Raw genomic sequence first — 24,084 nt, 5'->3', positions numbered from 1 at the left:
CACAGAGAATCACGGCTGCGGCAACAAACATGTCCACTGCTTTCTTCACTTCGATTTGTTCGGGTGGTACGGAGACGGGGCGAACAGGGCGACCAGATCGTCCAGGCGGATCACCAGGGACGCGACGGTGAGGGCGGCGATCACCGTGACCACGGCGAGGGCCGGCTCCGTCGGCCCGGCGGGGGAGAGCAGGGCCGTCAGCAGGCCGGCCACCGCCACCACGATCAGGACGAGGTTGCGCGCCAGGTGCACCGGTCCCAGCGGTGTGCCTCCGGCCCCGAAACAGCGGCACGGGGCGCGTTCACCCCGGCGCAGTGCCGCGGCGATCGCGATCGTGAACCCGGTGGTCGTCACGGTGGCGAGGGCGAATCCCGCCGCGGCGGTTGCGGGAAGGAGGGTCAGGACGACGACGGCCAGTTCGGCGGCGAACACTCCGAGGGCGACCGGCCGCCGCCACCTGCCCACGCGGGGAGGCAACAGCAGGCCGGTCGATCTCGTGAATTCGGCAAACGCCTTACCGGGCCGTTTGCTGATCGCCGCTACGGCGAAAGTGCTCGCCACGAGCACCTGGCAGCCCAGGGTGACGAGTGCCATTGGTCGTTTAGGCGGGGACTAGGAGCAGACGCTGCACGTGATACGGCGGGCGCTGTCCTCGCAGAGGCACAGCTTGGTCAGGCCACCTCCGCAGGGAATCTCGTAGAGACACGGCCCCGTGTAGGGGTAGGAACCACAGGGGCAGCTCGCGGCCGCGCTCGACGCGGGCACGAACCGGCTCAGCAGCCGGTCCCCCAGAATTCCCAATTTGTTAAGCATGTCGCAGACCCTTCCTCCGGCCGCCGGTTCCGCGCGTGAGAGATTAATATGCGGCCGGAGTGGTCTCCGGGGCGGCACGTTGTTCACGCTAACCGCCGCTTATCGGCAAAACAATAGATTCTTGCCGAAGAATGGCAATTGCAATTCCGGGAGGCCGGTTATTCATTGATTTGGAAGGATTTGGTTTCGAATTCCCGACTCTCGTGTCGGGTAACCTGGGCGGACGTGAGCCCCGGGGCCGCCGGGGGCCCGCAGGAGGCCTTCGTCCGGCCTGGCGGGGGGTCGTGAGCTGCGAACATTCGCTCGCCTCCCGGGGTGTCCCGCGTGGCGACCGTGGCCTTTCCGTGGCCTTTCCGTGTCATGACGGGCTCCCGCCCTCCCCGGGGTGCGACCCGCCCGTCCGAACCGGTCGCGTTTTTCCAGCTTTTCGGCCCGCCGGTTCGGGCTGTTCCGCCCTTTTGGGGCATCACTTCATGCTGTTTTCTCTGCCCGTTTGACGGATGGGCGGAGTGTCACCGGCCGTGCCATTTCTGTGACGTTTCTGTGAATAGCTTGGAAAGCATTTCCGTATGGAAATCATTACTTTATGTGAGCGCATTGTCCGATGAATGGGCGGGTCGGTCAAGCATTTGTGCAATGTGAAATGGTTCACAGATTGACCGCTTTGGGAGGGGGTAACGCGGTGCCGGTTTCCGGGACGGCGGGGCTGACAGGGCGCCGAACAGCCCCGCACGGCGTGCCGGGGGTGGTCCTGAACCGCCGGACTATCGGAGTACCCGCTCCAGCGGAACCGCCTCCAGGCCGTGGGCCTCGGCCACCGGCTGGTTGGTCAGGTGCCCCTCGTGTGTGTTGAGGCCGGGAGCCAGCACGGGGTCCTCGCGCAGCGCCTGGCGCCAGCCGAGGTCGGCGATGGCCAGGACGTAGGGCAGGGTCACGTTGGTCAGCGCGTAGGTCGAGGTGTGCGGGACGGCGCCCGGCATGTTGGCCACGCAGTAGAAGATCGAGTCGTGCACCCGGTAGGTCGGGTCGGCGTGGGTCGTCGGCCGGGAGTCCTCGAAGCAGCCGCCCTGGTCGATGGCGATGTCCACCAGGACCGAGCCCGGCCTCATCCGTGAGACCAGTTCGTTGCTGACCAGTTTCGGGGCCTTGGCGCCCGGCACCAGCACCGCGCCGATGACCAGGTCGGCGTTGAGGACCGCGCGCTCGACCTCGAAGCTGTTGGAGGCGACCGTCTGGCAGTGGCCCTGGTAGATGACGTCGGCCTGGCGGAGCCTGTCGATGTTCTTGTCCAGCAGGACCACCTCGGCCTGCATGCCGAGCGCGATCACCGCGGCGTTCATGCCGGAGACCCCGGCACCGATCACGACCACGCTCGCGGCGTGCACACCGGAGACGCCGCCCATCAGCACCCCGCGGCCGCCCTCGGGCCGCATCAGGTGGTAGGCCCCGACCTGGGGGGCGAGGCGCCCGGCGACCTCGGACATCGGGGCGAGCAGCGGCAGGGAGCCGTTGGCGTTCTGCACGGTCTCGTAGGCGATGCCGGTGACCCCGGACTCCAGCATGGCCCGGGTGCAGGCCTCGGAGGCGGCCAGGTGCAGGTAGGTGAAGAGCACCTGCCCCTTGCTCATCCGGTGGTACTCCTCGGCGACGGGCTCCTTGACCTTCAGGACGAGGTCCCCCTCGGCCCACACGTCGTCGGCCGAGTCGATGATGACGGCGCCGACGCTCTGGAAGTCGGAGTCGGGAATCGACGACCCCGCTCCGGCGTCCTTCTCGATGAACACCTGATGACCATGCCGGACCAGCTCCTGGGCGCCGGCTGGGGTCAGGGCCACACGGTACTCGTGGTTCTTGACCTCGCGGGGAACAGCGATCTTCACGGCTCCTCCAGATTCGTGCACCTATGTCACCTTCACTCTGCGTTCCCGAGAAAGAGGGCACTACGCGCAAGGTGCAATGAATCGCTCATCGTTGATAACACGCTGTCAAACTGCGGAAGTCGTCATCTTTCTGGATGCCCGATTGACCGTCCGATTACCGGGGATTTTGAGTGATCGGTAGGCTCGTTCGCGAGGGACGCGACGATACGGGGACGAAGACGATGGAGATGCGCACCGGTCCTGGCGGCACGGACGACCCGCCGGTGCCGCAGGGGCCTCCACCCGCCCGTCACGGCCATCATCAGGGCCGTCACCAGGGCGTCCGGCCTGACCCGACGGGACCGGGGCGCGGGAGCGGGGACAGGTCCGGCCCGCCGGGCGGCCGAGGCCGTCCCACGCCCCCCGGAGGGCCCCGCGACCCACGGGACCCCCGCGACCCCCGAGCGGCCGGATACGCCCCGCAGCCGCCCCGCGCCACCAGGATCACCACGATCGCCCTGGTCGTCGCCCTGGTCATCGTCGTGCTGACCGCGGGCGTGCTCGGTACCCTCGCGGTGCTGATGACCCGCAACCCCGACCTGCCGCTGGGCGCGACGCCGCCCCGGCGGCTGGCCGTACCCATCCACTTCGCGCCGGTGACGGGCGCCCAGCAGGGGCCGTGCACCGACCCCGACGCCAGGCCCGACGACCTCGGGCAGGTCTGCTACACACTGGCCGCCGGGGTCAGCGTGGACGCGGTGCGCAGGATCGAGGCGGTCCAGGACCGGGGCGGCTCCTACTCGGTGAAGATCGTGTTCGCGCCCACCTTCCGCGACCAGATCAACGACCTGACCCAGGAGACGGTCACGCAGCAGATGGCGATCGTCGTCGGGGAACGGGTGGTCGCGGCCCCCAGGGTCGCCCAGGTGATCACCGAGGACAGTCTGAGCATCGCGGGCTCCTTCACCAAGGAGCAGGCCGACGCCATGGTCGCCCGGCTGCTCGGTGCCGCGAACGCGCAGCCCTCGGCGTCCCCGGGAACCACGACGCCTCCCACGACGGCGCCCATCACCCCACCGGCCACGAACGCGCCCACCGGTCAGGCACCACAGACCCCGGCCGCCACCACGGGAACCACCACCGGGCCCACCACGGGAACCACCACCGGGCCCACCACGGGAACCACCACCGGGCCCACGACGGGAGCCGCCGCGCCCGCCGCCGGGGCGCGGGGGACCGATCCTCGCTATCCGGACTGCGCGAGCGTGGCCAGGGCGGGACGCGGCCCCTACTTCAAGGAGACCCACAAGGAGTACCACTGGTACCCCGACAAGGACGGCGACGGCGTGGCCTGTGAGGAGGGATACCTCCAGGCCCGCTAGAGCAATCCCTGGACGGCCTCTATCGCGAAGTAGAGGGCGAAGACCAGGGTGACCGCCCACAGCAGCCACGGAATCCGCCCGGCCCGCCCGACGGCCGCCTGGACGACCGTGTAGGAGATCACCCCGGCGCCCACGCCGTTGGTGATGCTGTAGGTGAAGGGCATCAGCGCGATCGTCAGGAACGCCGGTACGGCCAGCGTCAGGTCCTCCCAGGGGATGTTCCTGGCCTGGGTCATCATCAGCGCGCCGACGAGCACCAGCGCCGGGGCCGCCGCCGCGGCGGGCACGACGGAGGCGATCGGGGTGAAGAACAGGCTCAGCGTGAACAGGGCGCCGGTCACCAGCGCCGCCAGGCCGGTCTTCGCGCCCTCGCCGACCCCGGCCGCCGACTCGACGAACACCGTGTTGGCCGAGGCGCTGGACAGGCCGCCGACGGCCCCGGCCACGCCGTCCACGGTCAGGATCGCGCCGAGGCGGGGCACCCGGCCCTGCTCGTCGACCAGTCCCGCCTCGTCGCTCACCCCGATGATCGTGCCCATCGCGTCGAAGAACCCGGACAGGACCAGCGTGAACAGCACGACCGTCGCGGTCACCGGCCCCGCCTGGGAGAAGCCACCGAAGAGGTCGAACTGCCCGACCAGTCCGAAGTCCGGCGCCGCGACCACGCCCTCGGGCACCCGGGGCACCACGACGCCCCAGCTCGCCGGGTCGATCCTGGCGACGGAGTTGACGACGATCGCCAGCACGGCGGTGATCGCGATGCCGATCAGGATGGCGCCCCTGGTCCTGCGCACGTAGAGCACGATCATCAGCAGCAGGCCGAAGCAGAAGACCGTGACCGGCCAGCCCGTCAGGTGTCCCGTCCTGCCCAGCTGCACCGGCGTTCCCGTGCCGCGTGCCACGAACCCGGCGTCGACCAGCCCGATCAGCGCGATGAACATTCCGATGCCCACGCTGATCGCGTGCTTCAGGGCCAGCGGGATGGAGTTCATGATGAGCCTGCGCAACCCGGAGACCGCGAGGAGCACGATGACCAGGCCCTCCAGCACGACCAGACCCATCGCCTGGGCCCAGGTCATGTGCGGGGCGGCCTGGTAGGCGACGACGGCGTTCAGCCCGAGCCCGGCCGCCAGGCCGAAGGGGGCGTTGCCGACCACTCCCATCAGCAGCGTGCTCACCGCCGCCGCGAGGACCGTCGAGGTGGTCAGCTGCGTGATCGTCAGCTTCGCGCCGGTGACGTCCGTCGCCCCGCCCAGGATGATCGGGTTGAGCAGGATGATGTAGGCCATGGCCATGAAGGTGGTGATCCCACCCCTGACCTCGCGGCCGACCGTCGAACCACGCGCCGACAGTTCGAAGAACCGGTCCATGAGCCTCCCATCGCCCTGAAGGACGATCGGGTTCCTACCCCCGTGGTTCCGGCGCGATGTCAGGGGCCACGGCCTGGACCGTTCCATTCCATCGCGGAGCGGTACGGTCCGGGCGGGAAGCGGGGATGGACGGAAGGTGACGTGCGGAGATGATTCGCCCTGTGCAGGGGGGTTCGGGTGGGTTAGGATCGGCGCACCGATTCCAGGCGCTGGAGCGTTCCTTCGCCGTGCGACATCCGACGGGGCCTCGGCCGGGCGTTCCTCTTCCGGGAACCGGAACGGCCCGCCGCCGTATCCGCCGGATCGCGATGCTCACCGGTCGGGATCTCTCCACGGTGACGGGCCGTGCCGGTCTGGTACCGGCTTTACAGGCGGGCTGACCCGCTGCTAGTCGGGATAGCTCCAGCTCGTCTTGTTCTCCTGGTTGAGCTGCAAAGAATACTGACTGGTGCTCTGCGAGGGGGAAGACGAATCAGCACTTGCAGTCGTAGCATTGCTCATGGCTGCAAATGTGGCCGTAAATAGGACGGCGAGGGCAGACAAAGCGAGGCGTCGGCGCACGGGGGAGGCTCCTGTCGTGGGTTCTGCTGCTCGAACGATATCTTTCAAGGGGTAACGTGGCTGGTCAAGACTTGGTGGGGCAACGCATCAAGACCGTCCGACGTCAACGTGGTCTTTCCCAGGCGCAACTCGCCCATCCGGAACTATCCGACAGTTATGTGTCGCTGATCGAGAGCGGCAAGCGTACGCCCACTCCGGCGGTCCTTGAGCTGCTGGCCGAGAAGCTCGACTGCTCCCTCACCTACCTGATCAACGGCGTGACCGCCGAGCAGATGCAGGAGATCGAGCTGGGACTCGGCTACGCCCGGCTGGCCATGGAGAACGGCGAGGTCGGCGAGGCGCGCACGCGTTACGCCGAGCTCCTCGCCGACAGCGGCCTGGCGGGCCTGCCCCAGCACAGACAGGACGCCGAGTACGGCCTGGCCCTGGCCACGGAGGCCTGCGGCGACCTCGACGGCGCGATCGCCCTGCTCAACGGCCTGCGCGAGAACGACCCCGCCACGATGAGCCCCGAACGCCACATCGCCGTGGCCGTCGCCCTGTCGCGCTGCTACCGCGAGCAGGGAGACCTGGCCCAGGCGGTGAACGTCGTCGAGGAGATCCTCGGCGGCGCGGTCAGGCCCGCCTGGACCGACGGCCTGATGAGACTGGGCGGCCAGCTGCTGGCCGCCTACGTCGAGCGGGGCGACCTGCTGCGGGCCAGGCAGTTCTCCGCCGAGGTGCTCGCCGCGGCCGAGGTCCTCGGCACCCCGCAGGCGCTCACCCTGGCGCACTGGGGCGCGGCCATCGTCGCGGTCGAGAGCGGGCGCGGCGACGAGGCCGTCACCCACGTCGAGCGCGCCCTGGCCATCCAGTCCGAGTACGGCGACCCCCGCAGACTGGCCCGTCTCCGCAACGACTACGCCCAGGTCATGCTGACCGTACGGCCCATGCAGGCGGGCGCCTGGCGTGAGCTGCTGGCCAAGGTCGAGAAGGAGCTCTCGGAGAGCTCGGCCAACCCCATGGACAAGATGCGCTGCGCGATGAACCTCGCCCGCGCCGAGCTGCTGCTCGCCAACCCCCAGCGGGCCGGAGAGCACATCAAGGCCGTCTGCGACATGCTCGACGGGATGCCCAGGCCGCTGCAGATGGAGGCACGCCTGCTGCACGGCCAGACCTCCGCCGAGCTGGACGGTCAGCAGCGGGCCCTGCACGAGCTGCAGGCCGCGGCCGAGGCGCTCGACAAGCTGCCCGCGACCCGCTACACCGCCCACGCCTGGCTGACGGCGGCGCGGGTCCTGGAGCGCATCGACGAGCCCGTCCGCAGCGTGGACGCCTACAAGAGGGCGCTGGCCTGCGTGGGGCTGTAGGAACCGCTCCGTTCCGCCGGGCTCACGGGTTCGGCGGAGCGGAATGGAAAAGGTGACATCCGAAAGGCCATGCCCGGGGATTGCCGGGCATGGCCTCGGACGTTTTACGGACGGCCGCAGAGGCGGGTCGCCGGCGCGTGCAGACACGGAGGTAGGGACCGCATGAGGGCGTCGGTAGCCTTGGGGGTGCCATGAAGACTTCCCCTGCCGCGGCAGCCCTCACGCTCCTGGCCGCTCTCCTCCTCGGTACGGCTCTCGCCTCACCCGCCCTGGCGCACGACTCGCTGAAGAGCAGCGACCCCGCCAAGGGCGCCACGGTGGACGGCCTGGACCGGGTGGAGCTGACCTTCACCTCCAAGGTCAACTTCCCGATCGTCGTGGTGCACGCCAAGGAAGGCGCCGCCTACCAGGAGGGCAAGCCCGTCATCGACGGGCCGGTCGTCACCCAGCGGCTCAAGCCGGGCCTGCCGCCCGGGGAGTACGTCATCGCCTACCAGGTGGTCTCCTCGGACGGGCACCCGATCGACGGGGAGATCCCCTTCACGCTGAGCGGCTCCGGTGATCCGTCGCCCTCGCGGAGCGCCCCGGCCGCCGACCCCGGCACCGAGCCGAGTGCCGCGCCGGCCGCCGAGGCCGCTCCTTCGTCACAGGAGGCCGCCCCCGTCGCCCAGGCGGCGCAGGAGCCTTCGAGGGGCATCCCCGGCTGGGTGTGGATCGTCGTCGGCGGTCTCGTCGGAATCGGCATCGGGCTGATGTTCAGCCTGCGCGGGAAGAGGCGGTCATGAGCAGGCGGGAGCGGGCCGTGCCCGCCGTGGAGGAGACGGCGGACAACGGGAAGGTCGTCAGGATCGCCCTCGCGAGCGCGGCTGTCGCCGTCGTCGCACTGGTGATCGCCATGATCGCCGGAGGCGCCGCGACCCCGCGCGTCATCCCCGGTCTGCCGGACGAGGGCGCGTTCACCCGCTGGGGCCTGCCGCTGTCGAAGATGCTGATGGACGTGTCGGGGGTGCTCACCGTCGGCGTGCTGCTGGCCGCGACGGTCTTCCTGCCCAGCGACAAGGGACTGCTCGGCAAGCCGGCCCTCGCCTACGTCAAGGGCGCCTCGTGGCTCGCGCTCGCCTGGGCGGCCTCGGCCGCCGCGACGATGATCTTCAGCCTGTCCGAGGCGCTCAGGGTCCCCGTCGCCGACGTGCTCGGCGGCGACGAGCTGACCAGCTACGCCAGCCAGATCTCCCAGGGCATCGCGCTCACCCTCGTGGTGCTGTTCTCGATAGCGATCGCGTTGTTCGCCCGGGGGACGATCACCGTGGGGGCCTGCGGAGGGCTGCTGGTGCTGGCCATGGCCACGCTGCTGCCCCCGGCGCTGACCGGGCACTCCTCCTCGGCCCCCAACCACGACCTCGCGACCACCGGGGTGGCCGCGCACCTGCTCGCCCTGGCCCTGTGGGTCGGCGGCCTGGCGGTGCTGTGCTTGCACGCGCTGCGGCGGCAGCCGCTCCTGGAGACCGCGGCCACGCGCTTCTCCACGCTGGCACTGTGGTGCTTCGTCGCCGTCGGCCTGTCCGGCCTGTTCAGCACAGTGGCCAGGCTCACCTCGGTCGAGGAGCTGTTCACCTCCGCCTACGGCCTGATGCTGCTGGCCAAGACCGCGGCGTTCGCGGTGCTCGGCGTGTTCGGCTGGTGGCACAGGAAGCACACGCTGCCGCAGCTCTCCGCGGGGACGCCCAGGGTGTTCGCCCGGTTCGCCTCCGTCGAACTGCTCATCATGTTCGCGACCGTCGGCGTGGCCGTCGTGCTCGCCCGCACCGCCCCGCCCGAGGAGGTCCTGCGGACCGACCCGGTCGTCGACCTGCTCGGCTACCCCCTGCCGCCGGAGATCTCGGTGGCGAACCTGGCGTCGCTGTGGTGGTTCGACCTGTTCACCGGCACCATGATCGCCCTGCTCGGCGGCTTCTACCTGGCCGGGGTCGTACGGCTGTCCAGGCGCGGCGACCACTGGCCCGCGGGCCGTACGGCCGCCTGGTTCGTCGGCCTGCTGATCCTGGTCCTGGCCACCCAGACCGGGGTCGCCCGCTACGCCAAGGTGCTGTTCAGCGCGCACATGGCCGAGCACATGACGCTGGCCATGCTGGTGCCGATCTTCCTCGTCCTCGGGGCTCCCGTCACGCTGGCGCTGCGTGCCCTCAAGCCCGCCGCCCGCAGGGGCGACCGGGGTCCCCGCGAGTGGCTGACCACGATCCTGCACAGTAGGTTCGTCCGGTTCGTCACCCATCCGGCGATCGCCACCGCGATCTTCGTGGTCTCGACCTACGCGCTGTACTTCACCCCGCTGTTCACCGCCGCGATGGAGGAGCACCTCGGCCACATGGCCATGACGGCGCACTTCCTGCTGAGCGGCTGCCTGTTCTTCTGGGTGATCATCGGGGTCGATCCCTCACCCCACACGCTGCCCCACGTGGCCCGGCTGATCGTCCTGTTCGTCACGATGCCGTTCCACGCGTTCTTCGGTATCGCGCTGATGAGCATGGGGACGGTCATCGCCGCCGAGTGGTACGACCAGCTCGGCCGTACGTGGGGCGCCTCCTCGGTGGCCGACCAGCAGACCGGCGGCGCCATCGCCTGGGGCTTCGGGGAGATCCCGACGCTGATCGTGCTGATCGCGCTGGCCTTCCAGTGGTGGCGCGACGACGACCGCAAGGCCCGCAGAGCCGACCGCAGGGCCGACGCGGCCGCGGCCCGCACCGGGGGCACCGGCGACGCGCAGCTCGACGCCTACAACGACTATCTGGCCAAGCTCAACCAGCGCGACAGCTCCCAGTGAACCGCGGCCGTCTCCACGGCCCGCTCCGCGATATGCCTCACGGCGGCCGAGTCCGGTCGCCCGGACGTCAGGTGATCCTGTCCACCAAGGCCATTGGCGGCTCCGGCAAGTAACCTGGAGAAAACGGGGATCAGCACCACCGCGACGGCACACCGATCGCCACGCGCCGTACCCGGACACATACGGGGGTCCACGTGTCCGACAGGGAGGCCGGTGACCGCCGTACGCGGCGGAAGGGGTGAGCAGTGGCCAAGGAACTGAGCATGCACGCGGACCGAACCCTTGCCCGGGCCCTTGAGGAACACCTGACCGGGTGGGCGCGCGACAACGACGTCACCGTCGAGATCTGGGCGCTGCCCGCCCGCGACGTGCCGGCCGAGGTCACCGGCGCCCTCCTGGCCACCCTTGAGGAGGCGTTGTCCAACGTCCTGCGGCACAGCGGGGCCGATGTCGTCTCCGTCGCGGTGACCCTGGGACAGTCGGGCCTGCGCATGACGGTCAGCGACAACGGGGCCGGAGTGTACGGCTCCGCCGTCGGCAGGGGGGTCGCCGCCATGCGCGGGCACTTCGCCGGCGTCGGCGGGACGCTCAGCGTCAAGGGCGTCCCGGGCGGGGGAACCACCGTCACCGGGACCGTTCCCATCGGACGCCTGGGACGCTGAGCGGGCCGCCCGGGAGACGCCGGGCGCGGCCGTCAGGGAAGCGTGAGGATCTCGTGGCCGCTCTCGGTGACCAGGATGGTGTGCTCGAACTGGGCGGTCCGCTTACGGTCCCGGGTCACCGCGGTCCACCCGTCGGGCCAGATCTCGTAGTCGATCGTGCCGAGCGTCAGCATGGGCTCGATGGTGAACGTCATGCCGGGTTCGAGGGTGACCGCCAGCGACGGGTCGTCGTAGTGCGGGACGATCAGCCCGGAGTGGAAGGTCGTGCCGATGCCGTGCCCGGTGAAGTCGCGCACCACGCCGTAGCCGAACCGCTTGGCGTAGGCCTCGATCACACGGCCCGCCACGTTGAGCTGGCGTCCGGGGGCGACGGCCTTGATGGCCCGGTTGGTCGCCTCGCGGGTGCGCTCGACCAGCAGCCGGGACTCCTCGTCGACCTCGCCGACCAGGAAGGTCGCGTCGGTGTCGCCGTGCACGCCGCCGATGAACGCGGTGATGTCGACGTTGACGATGTCGCCGTCGCGCAGCACGGTGTCGTCGGGGATGCCGTGGCAGATCACCTCGTTGATCGAGGTGCACAGCGACTTGGGGTAGCCGCGGTAGCCGAGAGTGCTGGGGTAGGCGCCGTGGTCGCAGAGGAACTCGTGGCCGATCCGGTCGAGCTCGTCGGTCGTGACGCCGGGCGCCACATGCCTGCCGACCTCTTCGAGCGCCTGGGCGGCCAGCTTGCCCGCGACCCGCATCCGCTCGATGATCTCGGGGGTCTTGACGTCGGGCTCCCCGGTCTTGGGGGATTTCTTCCCTACGTACTCCGGCCGTTCGATGTGGGCGGGAACCTTTCGGGTGGGCGAGATCCGCCCGGGCTGGAGCAGTGTCGTCATGGTCCCCCAGTCTAGTTGCGGTTCTCACTGGGCAGGATTGATCGTATGAGCGATCGATGGTGGTTCTGTCTCACGCACATGGCGGTCGAGCCCGACGAGGGTTGCCCGAACAAGGACCGCATGGGTCCCTACGAGACCCGGGAGGCCGCGGCCAACGCCCTGAAGACCGCGGCCGAGCGCAACGAGTCCTGGCGCGCGCAGGACAAGGCCTGGGACGACGACTGAGCGGACGCTACCGCTCCTCGACGACGGCGTAGGCGCGGACCGGGAAGGTGCCCAGGCCCACGACCATCGGGGGAGCGGCGTGGAGGCGGAACCCGGTGTCGGGAAGCGCGGACAGGCCGGTCATGTGCTCGACGATCGGGATGCCCGCGCCGAGCAGAAGCGTGTGAGCCGGGCGCTCGCCCCTCGGCGGGGTGTCGTCGATGTTCAGCGAGTCGATCCCGACGAGGGCCGCCCCCTGCTCCTGCAGCCACCGCGCCGCCTCCGGTTCGAGGTAGGGGTGGCCGTGGAAGTAGGCCTCGGTGCCGAAGTGCCGGTCCCAGCCGGTGTGGACGAGCACGGCCCTGCCGCGCACCTCAAGACCGGTGAACCGGTCGGCTCCGACGGACCGTTCCCCCTCGGCCCTGACGACCAGTCCGGGAAGGTCGGCGACCGCCTCCAGCGGCACCCCCGACAGGTCGGGGCCGTCCGGGTAACGGTGGTGGGGGGTGTCGAGGTAGGTGCCGGTGTTGGCGGCCAGCTCGACGGTGCCGATGTGGAACTCGGTGCCCGGGGCGTAGACCTCGCGTGAGGCCTCCCTGCTCAGGTGCACACCGAGCCGGGGTCCGGGGACGCCCGGGTAGGTGAGCATGCCGTCGGTGATGCGGTGGCTCAGCTCGATCAGCCGTGTCATGGGAGACCCATCGTCTTTCTGTCGTTCCGGGCGTTTCTGAGCACGGCGGTCAGCCCGATCGCGGCCCAGACGACGTTGAGGATCGCCGAGGGCCACGCGGAGTGCCAGGCCGCGTTGACCATCAGGGCGGCCGATCCGGCGAGGTTGATCACCTGGTACGGCAGGCCGTCCCCGGCCATCCGGGACGAGGACACCATGGCGTAGCCGTACAGCATGACGGCGGCGCCGGACCAGCCGAGGACGTCGACGAGGAGGGGCACCGGATCACGCCCCGGTGGGGAGGGTGCTCATGCCTCCATGGTCCCGGCCTCCCTTGTTGAAGCGCAAATAAAGTCTTCTAAACAGGAGCGTAAGCTGAGCTGCATGGAAATCGATCCGCGGCGGCTGCTGGTGCTCCACGAGGTGGCGGTCCGCGGCGGCGTCATGCGGGCGGCCGAGGCACTGCACCTGACCGCCTCCGCGGTCTCCCAGCAACTCGCCCAGCTCGAACGGGAGGTCGGTCTCGCGCTCATCGACCGTTCGCAGCGCCGGGTCGCCCTCACCCCGGCGGGCCGGGTGCTGGCCGGATACGCCGGGCGGATCGAGGAGGAGCTCAGCGAGGCCAGGCGGGAGCTGACCCGCTTCACCGAACTGCTGGCCGGTCCCGTCTCGATCGCCGCCTTCCCCACGGTCATCCGGCACCTGGTGCTGCCCGCCCTGGTCACCCTCGCCGAGCGCCACCCCCAGGTCGCCCCCCGCGTCCACGAGCTGTACGGCGCGCCCGCCCTGCGGGAGCTCAGGCTCGGCGGGATCGACCTGGCCATCACCGAGCAGGACGCCGACGAGCCCGTCCCCACGCACTCCGCGCTCGTCTCGCACCCGCTCTACGTGGACGAGTACCGCATCGTGGCGCCTCCCGGCTGGGCGGAGATCCCCCGTGCCGTCACGGACCTGGGCGGGATGCCGTGGATCGCCGGACCGGCCGACCAGGCCTGCGGGCAGGCGCTCGAACGGCTGGCGGCCCTGCACGGGTTCACCCCGCGCAGGGCACACGTCATCGAGGAGTTCCCGCCCACCCTCTCCATGGTCGCGGCGGGGCACGGGGTGGCGATCGTCCCCTCGCTGGCCCTGCTGGAGGTCCCCGCGGGGGAGGTCGTGGTGACCGGCATCTCCAACGTGGGAGCCCGCAGTCTCAGCGTCGTGACCCGGATCAGCCGCGCCCGCTCGGGAGAGCCGGGACCGGTGCAGGCGGTGGTCATCGCCGCGCTCAGGGAGGCGGCGCAGGCTCTCGGCGCCCGGGTCGGCAAGCGCTACGGGACGCCGCGACGACGGCGCTTCACCTGGGGCACGGACGGTGGACAGGCAGAGGCGGTCAGTAGGAGGGGACCCGGGGGCCGCTGACCCGTTCGAGCAACCTGGCCAGCCTGTCGCGCAGGCCGGGCCGTCTCCCGGTCTCACCCGCGGCGAGGCTGATGAGGTGCTGGGCGCCGTCGAAGGAGAGCGGTGCCCGCTCGGTGACGGCCAGCGCGTCGTGGGCGAGGCCCTCAAGCTCGGGGTCGCCGCCGTCGAGCGCCAGGACGGTCGCCCCGACACGCCGGGCGTCGCTGACCCGTTCGAGCAGGGGCACCGGGGCCCGCTCCTCGGCCACGACGAACAGCGTCTCGCCCCGCCTCGCCCGCTCGATCCGGTCGAGCCCCACACGCAGGTGCTCGGGGGCGTCGGGGGCGGGGGCCCAGCGCACCAGGGTCGGAGCGAGCTGGGGAAGCCCGGCGAGCCTGGCCTCGTCACCCAGGTGCGCGGCCAGGTGCCAGGGCTCCTCGCCGGGCGTGCCGACGACCAGCAGTCCGCCGGGTGAGCGCGTCGCGCGCAGCGTGAGACCGAACTCGCGGGTGCGCTCGACCCAGCCGGAGGAGGAAAGGATCTCACGTAGGATTTCCGCTGACCGAGAGTCCATCCCTCCATGGTGCCCCCCGTCGCCCCGGTACGGCCCGAGGAACACGACCCTGGCATGATCTGGACAGACAACGCCGGGCAGGGCTGCCGTGAGGGCAGACAGTGAGCGGGGAGCGACCAGTGAGCACCGATCTTCCAGACGTGAGCGGCATCTCCATCGGAATCCTTGGCGGCACCGGTGACCAGGGCAAGGGACTGGCCAGGCGGTTCGCCCTGGCGGGCAATCCGGTGCTGATCGGCTCGCGCAGCGCCGACCGCGCCCAGGAGGCCGCGGCGGGTCTCGGCGGCCAGGTGAGCGGCGCGGACAACGCGACCGTGGCGGCCCAGGCCGACGTGGTGATCGTGGCCATCCCCTGGGACGGCCACCGTTCCACCCTTGAGTCCCTGCGCGCCGAGCTGGCGGGGAAGATCGTCGTCGACTGCGTCAACCCGCTCGGCTTCGACAAGCAGGGGGCCTACGCGCTGCCCGTGGAGGAGGGCAGCGCCGCCCAGCAGGCCGCCGCCGTGCTCCCCGACAGCCGGGTCGTCGCCGCCTTCCACCACGTCTCCGCCGTCCTGCTGCTCGACCCGGAGGTCGAGGAGATCGACCTGGACGTGCTCGTCCTGGGTGACGACCGCGAGGCGACCGACACCGTGCAGGCGTTGGCCTCCCGGATCAACGGTGTGCGCGGCGTGTACGGCGGCCGCCTGCGCAACGCGCACCAGATCGAGGCGCTGACCGCCAACCTCATCTCGATCAACCGCCGCTACAAGGCCCACGCCGGGTTGCGCGTCACCGACGTCTGAGTCTCGTCACCGGCCGGGTCCTGTCGCGCGGGGCGCCCCCGGGCGACCGCGGAGATCCACACGAACAGGCTTCAGATCCAGCCGACGTCCTGGGCGATCCTGATGGCCTCGACCTTGTTCCTGGCGCCGGTCTTGGCGATCGCCCCGGTCAGATAGTTGCGGACCGTCCCCGCCGACAGGTGCAGCCTCGCGGCGATCTCCTCGGCGGGGGCGCCGAGCGCGGCCTCCCTCAGCACGGTCGTCTCCCGCGGGGTCAGCGGGCTGGCGCCGTAGGCGAGGGCGGTGGCGACCAGTTCGGGGTCGAGTACCCGCAGGCCCTGGGCGGTCCGGCGGATCGCGTCCGCCAGCCGGTCGCCGGGGGCGTCCTTGACCAGGAACGCCTCGATGCCCTCGGCCAGCGCCCTGCGCACCTGCCCCGGCTGACCCATCGCGGTGAGCACGAGCACCCGGCAGCCGGGCAGCCGTTCCCGCAACTCGACGGAGGCGGTGATGCCGTCGACGACGGGAAGCTCGATGTCCAGCACCGCGACGTCAGGACGGGTCCGCAGCGCGGCGGGCATGATCTCGTCGCCCCCGGTGACCTCGGCGACCACCTCGATGTCCGGTTCGAGCCGCAGCAGCGCGACCAGCGCCGCCCTGATCATGTGCATGTCCTCGGCCAGCAGCACCCTGATCACGCGGGCACCTCCATCGCGAGCCGGAACCCGCCGCCCTCGGTCCGGCCTGCGCTGACCGAGCCGCCGAGTCCCTCCGCCCGCTCCCGCAGGCCGGTCAGCCCGTTGCCGCGCCCGGCCCCTCTGCGGGCGCGGTCGTTGACCAGTTCAAGGCGCACCGCGCCCTCGTCCGCCGAGGTGCTGATCGAGCAGGTCGTGGCCTGGCTGTGCCGTACGACGTTGGTGACCCCCTCGCGCACGGCCCAGGCGAGGGCCTCGTCCACCGGGCGGGGGACCGCCAGTTCGGCCAGGTCGGTCCGGCAGCTCACGCCGGAGGCCTCAAGCAGCGCGACCGCCCGGTGGACCTCCTGCGCCAGTGACATCTCCCGGTATCCCCTGGCCACCTGCCGCACCTCCTGCGCGGCGTCCCTGGCCACGGCCGCCAGCTCGGCCAGCTCCGTCTTGGCCGCCCCGGGGTCGGCGTCCACGAGCCGGTGGGCGAGGTCGCCCTTGAGGGCGATGGCGGTCAGGCTGCTGCCCAGGCCGTCGTGCAGGTCACGGGAGATCCGCAGCCGTTCCCGCAGCACCGCGGCCTCGGCCAGCTCCGTCCTGGCCTTGGCGAGCTGCTCGCTGACGACGGCCAGCCGCACCGCCCCGTAGGTCACCCCGCTCGTCACGACGACGGTGACCAGGTTGTACAGGGCGAGCGGCACGCTGCCGCCGGAGACGACGAACCCCATCCCCAGGTCGATCACCCCGATCACGGCCATCACGGGGATCGCCGCTCCGAGCCGCAGTCTGAGGAGCACCGCGGAGGCCAGGATCGTCTGCATGCTCGACGCCCAGTTGTAGCCGAGGAAGGGCGAGAGCGAGAACAGCACCGGGATCGTCCCGTAGGTGACGGCGATCTCGACGATCAGGGCGACCGGCACGCCGCGCGGCTCCCGCCCCCGCAGTGCCCGCCGTACCACCAGGTGATGCGGAACCAGGAAGGCGAGGGCGGCCACCGTCAGGATCACGGCCTCCAGGGGGGTCGTGACCAGAGAGAAGATGACCAGGGTGAAGCCGACGGCGATGACGTAGACGGTGCCCACGGCCACGTGCTGAGGGGTGATCCGCATGTCAGGAACCTACCAACCTACGATTTCCTGCTCTCCCAGCGGAACCTGCGGACGATGACGAGCGCCCCGATCGCCGCCCAGACCGCCAGCTTCAGCGTCGGTACGGCGGCCGCCCGCAGGTCGCCGCCCAGGCTGCCGTGCGCCGCGTAGGCGGTGCGGGCCATGTCCACGATGGCGTCGGTCGGCAACAGGCCGAGGACCGTGCCCACCCAGCCGGGCAGCACCTGCATGATGGGGCCGAAGCCGCCCGCGCCGAGTCCCGCCAGCAGGAAGAACGGCATCGCCATCGGGGCGGCCAGCTCGCTGCGCGGCACGGCCACGGTGAAGGCCGCGCCCAGCAGGCACAGCACGAGGGCGCCCGCGACCACGGCGAACAGGTACAGCAGCGGATCACGCGGCACCGGCAGGCTCGTCAGCCCGTACAGCGCGACCGAGACCAGCACGGTCAGCGCCGTGCTCTGCAGGACGAGGTTGGCGATCTCCCCGCCGAGGATGTCCCGGTCGCTGAGGCCGGTGGCCCGCAGGCGCTTGAGCAGGAGCTGGTCGCGCCGGACGCACAGGGTGACCGTGGTCTGCTGGAACGTCGAGATGACGAGGACCGTGGTCAGCATCCCCAGGTGCATGTTGACCAGGAGCTCCTGGCTGCCGGCCCCCAGCCGGTCCATCAGCAGCGGCATCCCGGTGCCGAGCAGGAGGAACAACGCCACGGACGTGCTCAGCGCCGTACGGTCCCGCCAGAACAGGCGGCCGTTGAAGCGGGTGACGACCGCCAGGTCGCGTGCGGACACGGTCACACCACCTCCTTCTTCTTCGTCTCGTCGGTCTTCTCGCCGGTCGCGAGGTCGAGGAACAGGTCTTCGAGCGTCGCCGTACGGACCTCAAAGCCGCGCAGGCGCAGGCCGTGACCGGCCGCCCAGTTCAGCAGGGTGTGGGCGGTGAGGTCGGGGTCGGGGACGCGGTAGACGGCGAGGTCGCCCTCCGCCGTCGCGCCGGGGACGGGCAGGTCCTCCAGGCGGGTCGAGGGGGGCAGCTCGAAGGCGACCCGGCCCGTCTGGGCGGCCAGGGTCTCGGCCATCCCGCCGCCCGCGACGACCGTCCCACGGTCCATGATCACCATGCTGGAGGCCAGGCGCTGCGCCTCCTCCAGGTAGTGCGTGGTGAGCAGGATGGTCGTGCCCTGCCCGGCCAGCTCCAGGATGATCTCCCAGGTGTCGCGGCGGGCCCTCGGGTCCATCCCGGTGGTCGGCTCGTCGAGGAAGAGCACGTCCGGCCTGCTCAGAATGGCCAGAGCGAGGTCGAGACGGCGCTTCTCCCCGCCGGAGAGCTGGCGCACCCTGGTGCCCGCCTTCGCGTCGAGCCCCGCCAGCCCGAGCGCCTCGTCCCTGGGCCTCGGGGCGGCCACGAAGTCCCGCCAGGCGTCCACCGTCTGCGCCACGGTCAGGTCGGGGAAGAACCCCGCCTCCTGGAGCATGATGCCGCTGCTGCGGCGCATCTTGACCCGGTCCTTGACCGGGTCGAGGCCGAGCACCCGGACCGTGCCCTCGTCGGCCTCCTGGAACCCGGCCAGCACCTCGACCGTGGTGGTCTTCCCGGCGCCGTTGCGCCCGAGCAGGGCGAAGATCTCTCCCTGCGCCACCTCGAACGAGACGTCCCTGACGGCCGTGAAGTCCCCGTAGCTCTTCCTGAGCCCGTCCACCTGAATCGCTGTCACAGCTCAAAGCATGCGGTTCCGGCTGCCGCCGCGGCAGTGAGGAATTCACATGTCTGGCGCATCAGGGCAAAGTCCTCGGACCCTCCTCGACTAGGTCCACGGCGTGGTGGACATCCTTGACACATGACTGAACTTCGCCCGGAGACGCGCACCGTCCACCTGCCCAGGCCGTCGCTGAACGGCAGCCGCCCCATCGCCGTGCCGATCTACCAGACCTCGGGCTTCTCCTTCGAGGACCCGGCCGTGTTCTCCGACGGGATGAACCGTCCCGACGGGGCCTTCGTGTACGGCAGGCTGTCCAACCCGACCGTCCGCTCCCTTGAGGAGGCCGTCGCCGGGCTGGAAGGCGGCGTCGGGGCGGTCGCGACCGCCTCGGGCATGGGGGCGATCAACTCGGTGCTGCTCGGGCTGCTCAAGCCCGGCGACCACCTGATCGCGCAGAAGCCCCTGTACGGCGGCACCGCGGCGATGCTCAACGACCTGGCCTCGCGCTTCGGCATCGAGGTCTCCTACGTCTCGGAGGACGACCCACAGGCGTTGCGCGCCGCCGTACGGCCGGAGAGCAGGCTGGTCTATCTGGAGACCATCGCCAACCCGGTGACCCAGGTGGCCGACCTGCCGGGGATGTGCGCCGCCGCCCGTGAGGCGGGGCTGGTCTCCGTGGTGGACAACACCTTCGCCTCACCGGTGCTGTGCCGTCCGATCGAGCACGGGGCCGACATCGTGGTCCACTCGACGACCAAGTACCTGAGCGGGCACACCGACGTGCTCGGCGGCGTCGCGGTCTTCGCCTCGGAGGAGCTGTACCGCAGGGTGTGGCACTTCGCGGTCGAACTGGGCGCAACCGCCGACCCGTTCGCCGCCTGGCTCACCCTGCGCGGCATGCAGACGCTGCCGCTGCGCATGGAACGCCACTGCGCCAACACCCGGGAGCTGGCCCTGCGCCTGGACAACCACCCCGCGGTCGTCGCGGTGCACTGGCCCGGCCTGCCCTCCCACCCCTCGCACGCCCTGGCCAGGAAGCTGCTGCCCGACTTCGGCGGGGTCTTCTCCTTCGACCTCGTCGGCGGGCGGGCGGCGGGTGAGAAGTTCATGAGCTCGGTACGGCTGGCGCTGCTGGCCCCGTCACTCGGCGGCGTCGAGACTCTCGTCCTGCACCCGGCGACCACCTCGCACCGGTCGCTGACGCCGGAGGAACTGGCCCGGCACGGGATCGGCGAGGGCACGGTCCGGGTCGCGGTCGGCATCGAGCACATCGAAGACCTGTGGGACGACTTCTCCCAGGCGCTCTCATGACAATCCGCTGAGGGGTGTACGGCCCGGCGAACACCGGGCCGTACACAGTGGTTCAGCGGTGGGTCAGCGGTAGCTGTGCTCGACGGTGGGGAAGGCGCCGCCGGTCACCTCGTCGGCGAAGGCGCGTACCGCCCGGTCCATCTCGCCCGCGAGGTCGGCGTACCGCTTGACGAACTTCGGCGGGTTGGGGGTCAGCCCCATCAGGTCCTGCCAGACGAGGACCTGGGCGTCGGTCGCGGGACCGGCGCCGATGCCGACCGTCGGGATCGACAGGGAGGCGGTGACCCGCTCGGCGAGGTCGCCGGGGACGCACTCCAGGACCACGGCGAAGGCCCCGGCGTACTCCAGGTCCTTGGCGTCGGCCATCAGCTCGTCACCCGACTGGCCGCGCCCCTGCACCCGGTAGCCGCCGAAGGCGTTGACCGACTGCGGGGTCAGGCCCAGGTGGGCCATCACCGGGATGCCCGCCGAGACCAGGGTCTCGACCTGGGGGAGGACCCGGCGCCCGCCTTCGAGCTTGATCGCGTGGGCGCCGGCCTCCTTCATGAAGCGGGCGGCCGTCTCCAGCGCCTGCTGGGGAGAGGCCTGGTAGGAGCCGAACGGCAGGTCGGCGACCACCATCGCGCGGGAGGAGCCGCGCACCACGGCCGAGGTGAGCGGGAGGAGCTCGTCGACCGAGACCGGCAACGTGGAGTCGTGGCCGTAGACGACCATGGCGGCCGAGTCGCCGACGAGCAGCACCGGGATGCCTGCCTCGTCGAAGACCCTCGCCGTCATGGCGTCGTAGGCGGTGACCATCGGCCACCTCTCGCCCCGTTCCTTGGCCGCGGCGATGTCGCGGACGGTGACCCTTCGCCCGGCCTTGCCGCCGTAGAGGGCGGTCGGCTGGCCGGCCGTGGAGGGCGCGGAGGAGGGCATGGACGAAGACACAGAAGAGGGCATGGAAAGCCTCCAGTGAAGTCTCGAGGCGTCCCTGTGACGTCCCCGGACTGCTTCCGATGATTGCACGCGGACGTCTTGATAAACACCCCCGGCCCCGACCGTAATCCGGTGCGGAGCGTGTCAGTGCCATACGACACAATACGTGGGGAGGTAAGCAATCAAATGGCATTGGAGCCTTACCGTCGTCTGCTGTCCGTTCCCGGTGTGCGGTCGTTGTTGCTGGTGGGGATGGTCGCCCGGATTCCGGCGACCGCGACCGGGATCACCCTGACCCTGCACGTGCTCAACGAACTCGGCCTCGATTTCATCCAGGCGGGGCTGACCGCGACGGCGAGTGCGATCGGCACGGCCGTCGGCTCGCCGCTCGCGGGGCGGTTCGTCGACCGCAGGGGGCTGCGGCCCGTGGTCCTGGTGACCTCGCTGGCGCAGCTGGCGTTCTGGGCGACGGCCTGGGCGCTGCCGTTCCCCGCGCTGCTGGCCGCGACGGCGCTGGCCGGGCTGCTCAGCCTGCCGCTGTTCAGCGTGATCAGGCAGTGCATCGCGGCGATGGTCCCGCTTGAGCAGCGCAGGCTCGGCTTCTCCCTCGACTCGATGATCATCGAGGTTTCCTACATGACGGGCCCCGCGCTCGGCGTCCTCGGCGTCACTCTGGTCGGCGGCACGTGGACGATGTGCGTGGTCGGGGTCGGCCTTGTCGGGGCAGGCGCGACGCTGTTCGTGCTGAACCCGCCCGTCCGCTCGGCGGAGGAGGCGCGGGAGATCGCGAAGACCGGGGAGCGGGTGTCCAAGCGCGTCTGGCTGACCCCGGCCTTCATGGGCCTGCTCGGCACCGTGTGCGCCGCGACCTTCGTGCTCACCACGACCGAGCTCTCGCTGGTCGCGGTCATGGAACGGTCGGGCGACATCGCCTGGGCGGGCCTGGCGATCGGTGTCTGGTGCGCTTACTCGTTGCTCGGTGGCTTCGTGTACGGTGGCCTGCCGCGGGGTTTCTCCCCGCTGCTGCTGATCGGCGCCATGGGCGCGCTCACCATCCCCGTCGGGCTGGTCGGCGACGACTGGCGCTGGCTGATGGTGGCGCTCGTCCCGGCCGGGGTGCTGTGCGCGCCGGGATTGTCGGCCACGGTCGATACCTTGAGCCGCTGGGTTCCCGCGGGGGCGCGCGGTGAGGCGATGGGCCTGCACGGTACGGCACTGCTGATCGGCGGCGCCGTGTCGGCGCCGATGGGCGGGGCGCTCATCGACTCCTGGGGGCCGGGCTGGGCCTTCGCCGTGGCAGGCCTCGTGGGGGTGGCGATGGTGCTGCTCGCCCTGCCGTTCTGGCGACGAACCGGTGTCCAGGTTGAGGAATCTGTGCCGGTTTCCGCGTGAATCTGCCGGAAATATCCGGCAAATACGAAACGCAACGGTTGCGTATCGTATGATCTACCGATACGGTACTGTTTCGAAACTTTTGTGTATCGAAACGGGGCATCCATGGAACACCAAACCGGCCACCCGAGACGGTGGCAGATCCTGGGGGTGCTGGTCTTCAGCCTCCTGGCGGTCGTGCTGGACAACACGATCCTCAACGTCGCGCTGAAGACGATCGCCGACCCTCAGGAGGGTCTGGGGGCCACGCAGAGCCAGCTTGAGTGGGCGATCAACTCCTACACGCTCGTCTTCGCCGGTCTGCTGTTCACCTTCGGTGTGATCGGCGACCGTACCGGCCGTAAGCGCATGCTGTTCATCGGCATGGTGCTCTTCGGCCTGGCGTCGCTGGCCAGCGCCTACGCCCAGGACCCGACCCAGCTGATCGTCGCGCGCGCCTTCATGGGCGTCGGGGGCGCCGCGATCATGCCGGCCACTCTCGCGATCATCTCCAACGTCTTCCCCCCGCAGGAACGCGGCAAGGCGATCGGCGTCTGGGCGGGAGGCGTCGGCATCGCCGTGGCGATCGGCCCGATCACCGGCGGTCTGCTCATCGAGCACTTCTGGTGGGGTTCGGTCTTCCTGGTCAACCTGCCGATCGTGCTGGTCAGCATGGTGCTCATCGCCCTCGTCGTGCCCGAGTCGCGTGACCCCAAGCCCTCCAGGCTCGACCCGGTCGGCGTGCTGCTGTCCATCATCGGCCTCGTGGCGATCACCTACGGCATCATCAGGGGTGGTGAGCTGGCCACGGTCGCCAGCGCCGAGGTGCTGGTCCCGACGATCCTCGGTGTGGCCGTGCTCGCGGCCTTCGTCTGGTACGAGCGCCGCATCGACCACCCGGCCTTCGACGTCCGCTATTTCTCCAACGTCCGTTTCTCCACCGCGGTCGGCATGATCGGCATCGTGTTCTTCGCGATGATGGGCGCGATGTTCTTCCTGATCTTCTACCTGCAGATCGTCCTCGGCTTCACCCCGATGGAGTCGGGCGCGCTGATGATCCCGTTCGCCGCGGCGCAGATCATCTTCGCCCCGCTCAGCCAGCAGATGGTCAGGCGCTTCGGCAGCAAGGTGAGCGCGACCGTGAGCATGGTCGTGGTGGCCGCGGCCCTCGGTTCGTACGCGCTGATGGACCAGAACACCCCCGTCCTGCTGATCGAGATCGTCTTCTTCGTCCAGGGCGCGGCGATGGCCAACATCATGCCGCCCGCGACCACCACGATCATGGAGGCGCTGCCCAGGGAGAAGGCGGGCGTCGGCTCGGCCATGAGCAACACCATCCGCCAGGTCGCGGGCGCGCTCGGCGTCGCCCTGCTCGGCTCGCTGCTCTCGGCGACCTACCGCGACGAGATCGCCCCCAGCCTGACCGGTCTGCCCGCCGAGCTCCAGCACGTGGCGGGTGAGTCCCTGACGGCCACGATCGGCGCGGCCAAGGCCCTCGGTGAGCGCGGTGCCGCGCTGATAGAGCCCGCCAAGCACGCCTTCCTCGACGGCATGCACGTCACCTCGCTGGTCTCCGCCGCCATCGCGCTCCTCGGCGCTCTGGTGGTGCTCAGGTGGCTGCCGGGAAAGAACGCCCCGGTGACGGTCGCGGAACAGCACGATCTCGATAAGGAACCGGCCGGCGTGTAGGTAATGTGGACATA

General features: G+C 70.4%; 24 protein-coding genes. 11 read left to right on the top strand and 13 right to left on the bottom strand.

Annotated elements, in window-relative coordinates; translation table 11 throughout:
* Nucleotides 1–45 precede the first annotated feature (45 nt).
* From ABZ470_RS07450 to ald, 3 genes are all read right to left on the bottom strand, one after another.
* On the bottom strand, nucleotides 46–594 hold the full coding sequence (locus ABZ470_RS07450; protein WP_362910612.1) for a MauE/DoxX family redox-associated membrane protein: 549 nt from the start codon (nucleotides 592–594) through the stop codon (nucleotides 46–48).
* A gap of 18 nt (nucleotides 595–612) precedes the next feature.
* Nucleotides 613–813: a hypothetical protein gene (locus ABZ470_RS07445; RefSeq protein WP_352008764.1), complete on the bottom strand. Its 201-nt coding sequence runs from the start codon at nucleotides 811–813 to the stop codon at nucleotides 613–615.
* 764 nt (nucleotides 814–1,577) lie between these two features.
* Nucleotides 1,578–2,693, bottom strand: coding sequence for an alanine dehydrogenase (gene ald / locus ABZ470_RS07440; protein WP_352008765.1), 1,116 nt, complete (start codon nucleotides 2,691–2,693; stop codon nucleotides 1,578–1,580).
* 227 nt (nucleotides 2,694–2,920) lie between these two features.
* Here ald and ABZ470_RS07435 point away from each other — a divergent pair, with 227 nt between their 5' ends.
* Nucleotides 2,921–4,054 (top strand): excalibur calcium-binding domain-containing protein, encoded by a 1,134-nt coding sequence (locus ABZ470_RS07435; RefSeq protein ID WP_362910611.1) that lies wholly within the window; start codon nucleotides 2,921–2,923, stop codon nucleotides 4,052–4,054.
* Here ABZ470_RS07435 and ABZ470_RS07430 read toward each other — a convergent pair.
* Nucleotides 4,051–5,424 (bottom strand): NCS2 family permease, encoded by a 1,374-nt coding sequence (locus tag ABZ470_RS07430; RefSeq protein WP_352008767.1) that lies wholly within the window; start codon nucleotides 5,422–5,424, stop codon nucleotides 4,051–4,053. The genes ABZ470_RS07435 and ABZ470_RS07430 overlap by 4 nt on opposite strands.
* Before the next feature lie 617 nt (nucleotides 5,425–6,041).
* Between ABZ470_RS07430 and ABZ470_RS07425 the strand changes: the two genes are divergently transcribed.
* From ABZ470_RS07425 to ABZ470_RS07410, 4 genes are all read left to right on the top strand, one after another.
* On the top strand, nucleotides 6,042–7,334 hold the full coding sequence (locus ABZ470_RS07425; protein WP_362910609.1) for a helix-turn-helix domain-containing protein: 1,293 nt from the start codon (nucleotides 6,042–6,044) through the stop codon (nucleotides 7,332–7,334).
* Nucleotides 7,335–7,525: 191 nt separating this feature from the next.
* Nucleotides 7,526–8,119 (top strand): copper resistance CopC family protein, encoded by a 594-nt coding sequence (locus tag ABZ470_RS07420; RefSeq protein ID WP_362910607.1) that lies wholly within the window; start codon nucleotides 7,526–7,528, stop codon nucleotides 8,117–8,119.
* On the top strand, nucleotides 8,116–10,155 hold the full coding sequence (locus ABZ470_RS07415) for a cytochrome c oxidase assembly protein (protein WP_362910605.1): 2,040 nt from the start codon (nucleotides 8,116–8,118) through the stop codon (nucleotides 10,153–10,155). Before ABZ470_RS07420 ends, ABZ470_RS07415 begins: the two co-directional genes overlap by 4 nt.
* A 263-nt stretch (nucleotides 10,156–10,418) precedes the next feature.
* Complete coding sequence (locus ABZ470_RS07410; protein ID WP_362910603.1) at nucleotides 10,419–10,817, top strand: ATP-binding protein; 399 nt, start codon at nucleotides 10,419–10,421, stop codon at nucleotides 10,815–10,817.
* 32 nt (nucleotides 10,818–10,849) lie between these two features.
* On the opposite strand, the gene map is transcribed toward ABZ470_RS07410, so the two are convergent.
* Nucleotides 10,850–11,698, bottom strand: coding sequence for a type I methionyl aminopeptidase (gene map, locus ABZ470_RS07405; RefSeq protein WP_352008772.1), 849 nt, complete (start codon nucleotides 11,696–11,698; stop codon nucleotides 10,850–10,852).
* A gap of 45 nt (nucleotides 11,699–11,743) precedes the next feature.
* Between map and ABZ470_RS07400 the strand changes: the two genes are divergently transcribed.
* Nucleotides 11,744–11,923: a hypothetical protein gene (locus tag ABZ470_RS07400; protein ID WP_352008773.1), complete on the top strand. Its 180-nt coding sequence runs from the start codon at nucleotides 11,744–11,746 to the stop codon at nucleotides 11,921–11,923.
* A 7-nt stretch (nucleotides 11,924–11,930) separates the two neighbouring features.
* Here the strand turns inward: ABZ470_RS07400 and ABZ470_RS07395 are convergent, their stop codons facing one another.
* Nucleotides 11,931–12,593, bottom strand: a complete 663-nt coding sequence (locus tag ABZ470_RS07395) for a cyclase family protein (RefSeq protein WP_362910601.1) — start codon at nucleotides 12,591–12,593, stop codon at nucleotides 11,931–11,933.
* Nucleotides 12,590–12,853, bottom strand: coding sequence for a hypothetical protein (locus tag ABZ470_RS07390; RefSeq protein WP_362910599.1), 264 nt, complete (start codon nucleotides 12,851–12,853; stop codon nucleotides 12,590–12,592). Before ABZ470_RS07390 ends, ABZ470_RS07395 begins: the two co-directional genes overlap by 4 nt.
* A gap of 103 nt (nucleotides 12,854–12,956) precedes the next feature.
* Here ABZ470_RS07390 and ABZ470_RS07385 point away from each other — a divergent pair, with 103 nt between their 5' ends.
* Complete coding sequence (locus tag ABZ470_RS07385; protein WP_362910597.1) at nucleotides 12,957–13,973, top strand: LysR family transcriptional regulator; 1,017 nt, start codon at nucleotides 12,957–12,959, stop codon at nucleotides 13,971–13,973.
* On the opposite strand, the gene ABZ470_RS07380 is transcribed toward ABZ470_RS07385, so the two are convergent.
* The gene (locus ABZ470_RS07380) at nucleotides 13,945–14,526 is read right to left on the bottom strand and encodes a hypothetical protein (protein WP_362910595.1); all 582 of its coding nucleotides are present in this window, start codon (nucleotides 14,524–14,526) and stop codon (nucleotides 13,945–13,947) included. The genes ABZ470_RS07385 and ABZ470_RS07380 overlap by 29 nt on opposite strands.
* A gap of 119 nt (nucleotides 14,527–14,645) precedes the next feature.
* Here ABZ470_RS07380 and npdG point away from each other — a divergent pair, with 119 nt between their 5' ends.
* The gene (gene npdG, locus ABZ470_RS07375) at nucleotides 14,646–15,311 is read left to right on the top strand and encodes an NADPH-dependent F420 reductase (RefSeq protein ID WP_362910593.1); all 666 of its coding nucleotides are present in this window, start codon (nucleotides 14,646–14,648) and stop codon (nucleotides 15,309–15,311) included.
* Between the two features lie 71 nt (nucleotides 15,312–15,382).
* On the opposite strand, the gene ABZ470_RS07370 is transcribed toward npdG, so the two are convergent.
* Genes ABZ470_RS07370 through ABZ470_RS07355 form a run of 4 tightly spaced genes read right to left on the bottom strand, consistent with a single transcriptional unit; the run spans nucleotide 15,383 to nucleotide 18,796 of the window.
* Nucleotides 15,383–15,988: a response regulator transcription factor gene (locus tag ABZ470_RS07370; RefSeq protein ID WP_362910591.1), complete on the bottom strand. Its 606-nt coding sequence runs from the start codon at nucleotides 15,986–15,988 to the stop codon at nucleotides 15,383–15,385.
* Nucleotides 15,985–17,085 carry a sensor histidine kinase gene (locus tag ABZ470_RS07365; RefSeq protein ID WP_362910589.1) on the bottom strand — a complete coding sequence of 367 codons (1,101 nt, stop codon included), beginning with the start codon at nucleotides 17,083–17,085 and terminating at the stop codon, nucleotides 15,985–15,987. The genes ABZ470_RS07370 and ABZ470_RS07365 overlap by 4 nt, the downstream gene beginning before the upstream one ends.
* A 17-nt stretch (nucleotides 17,086–17,102) precedes the next feature.
* Nucleotides 17,103–17,879: an ABC transporter permease gene (locus ABZ470_RS07360; RefSeq protein ID WP_362910587.1), complete on the bottom strand. Its 777-nt coding sequence runs from the start codon at nucleotides 17,877–17,879 to the stop codon at nucleotides 17,103–17,105.
* Nucleotides 17,876–18,796 (bottom strand): ABC transporter ATP-binding protein, encoded by a 921-nt coding sequence (locus ABZ470_RS07355; RefSeq protein ID WP_362910585.1) that lies wholly within the window; start codon nucleotides 18,794–18,796, stop codon nucleotides 17,876–17,878. The genes ABZ470_RS07360 and ABZ470_RS07355 overlap by 4 nt, the downstream gene beginning before the upstream one ends.
* A gap of 123 nt (nucleotides 18,797–18,919) precedes the next feature.
* Between ABZ470_RS07355 and ABZ470_RS07350 the strand changes: the two genes are divergently transcribed.
* Nucleotides 18,920–20,092 carry an aminotransferase class I/II-fold pyridoxal phosphate-dependent enzyme gene (locus tag ABZ470_RS07350; RefSeq protein ID WP_362910583.1) on the top strand — a complete coding sequence of 391 codons (1,173 nt, stop codon included), beginning with the start codon at nucleotides 18,920–18,922 and terminating at the stop codon, nucleotides 20,090–20,092.
* Between the two features lie 63 nt (nucleotides 20,093–20,155).
* On the opposite strand, the gene panB is transcribed toward ABZ470_RS07350, so the two are convergent.
* A complete protein-coding gene (gene panB, locus ABZ470_RS07345; protein ID WP_362910994.1) occupies nucleotides 20,156–21,010 on the bottom strand; it encodes a 3-methyl-2-oxobutanoate hydroxymethyltransferase in 855 nt (284 codons plus the stop codon).
* 186 nt (nucleotides 21,011–21,196) lie between these two features.
* Here panB and ABZ470_RS07340 point away from each other — a divergent pair, with 186 nt between their 5' ends.
* Nucleotides 21,197–22,402, top strand: coding sequence for an MFS transporter (locus ABZ470_RS07340; RefSeq protein WP_362910581.1), 1,206 nt, complete (start codon nucleotides 21,197–21,199; stop codon nucleotides 22,400–22,402).
* Nucleotides 22,403–22,507: 105 nt separating this feature from the next.
* Nucleotides 22,508–24,070 carry an MFS transporter gene (locus ABZ470_RS07335; protein ID WP_362910579.1) on the top strand — a complete coding sequence of 521 codons (1,563 nt, stop codon included), beginning with the start codon at nucleotides 22,508–22,510 and terminating at the stop codon, nucleotides 24,068–24,070.
* Nucleotides 24,071–24,084: the final 14 nt, after the last annotated feature.

Source organism: Streptosporangium sp. NPDC020072, assembly GCF_040631445.1.
In the GTDB taxonomy this organism is placed as follows: Bacteria; Actinomycetota; Actinomycetes; order Streptosporangiales; family Streptosporangiaceae; genus Streptosporangium.
The sequence above is the reverse complement of the archived record's forward strand: the minus strand, read 5'-3'. Positions and strand labels throughout refer to the sequence as shown.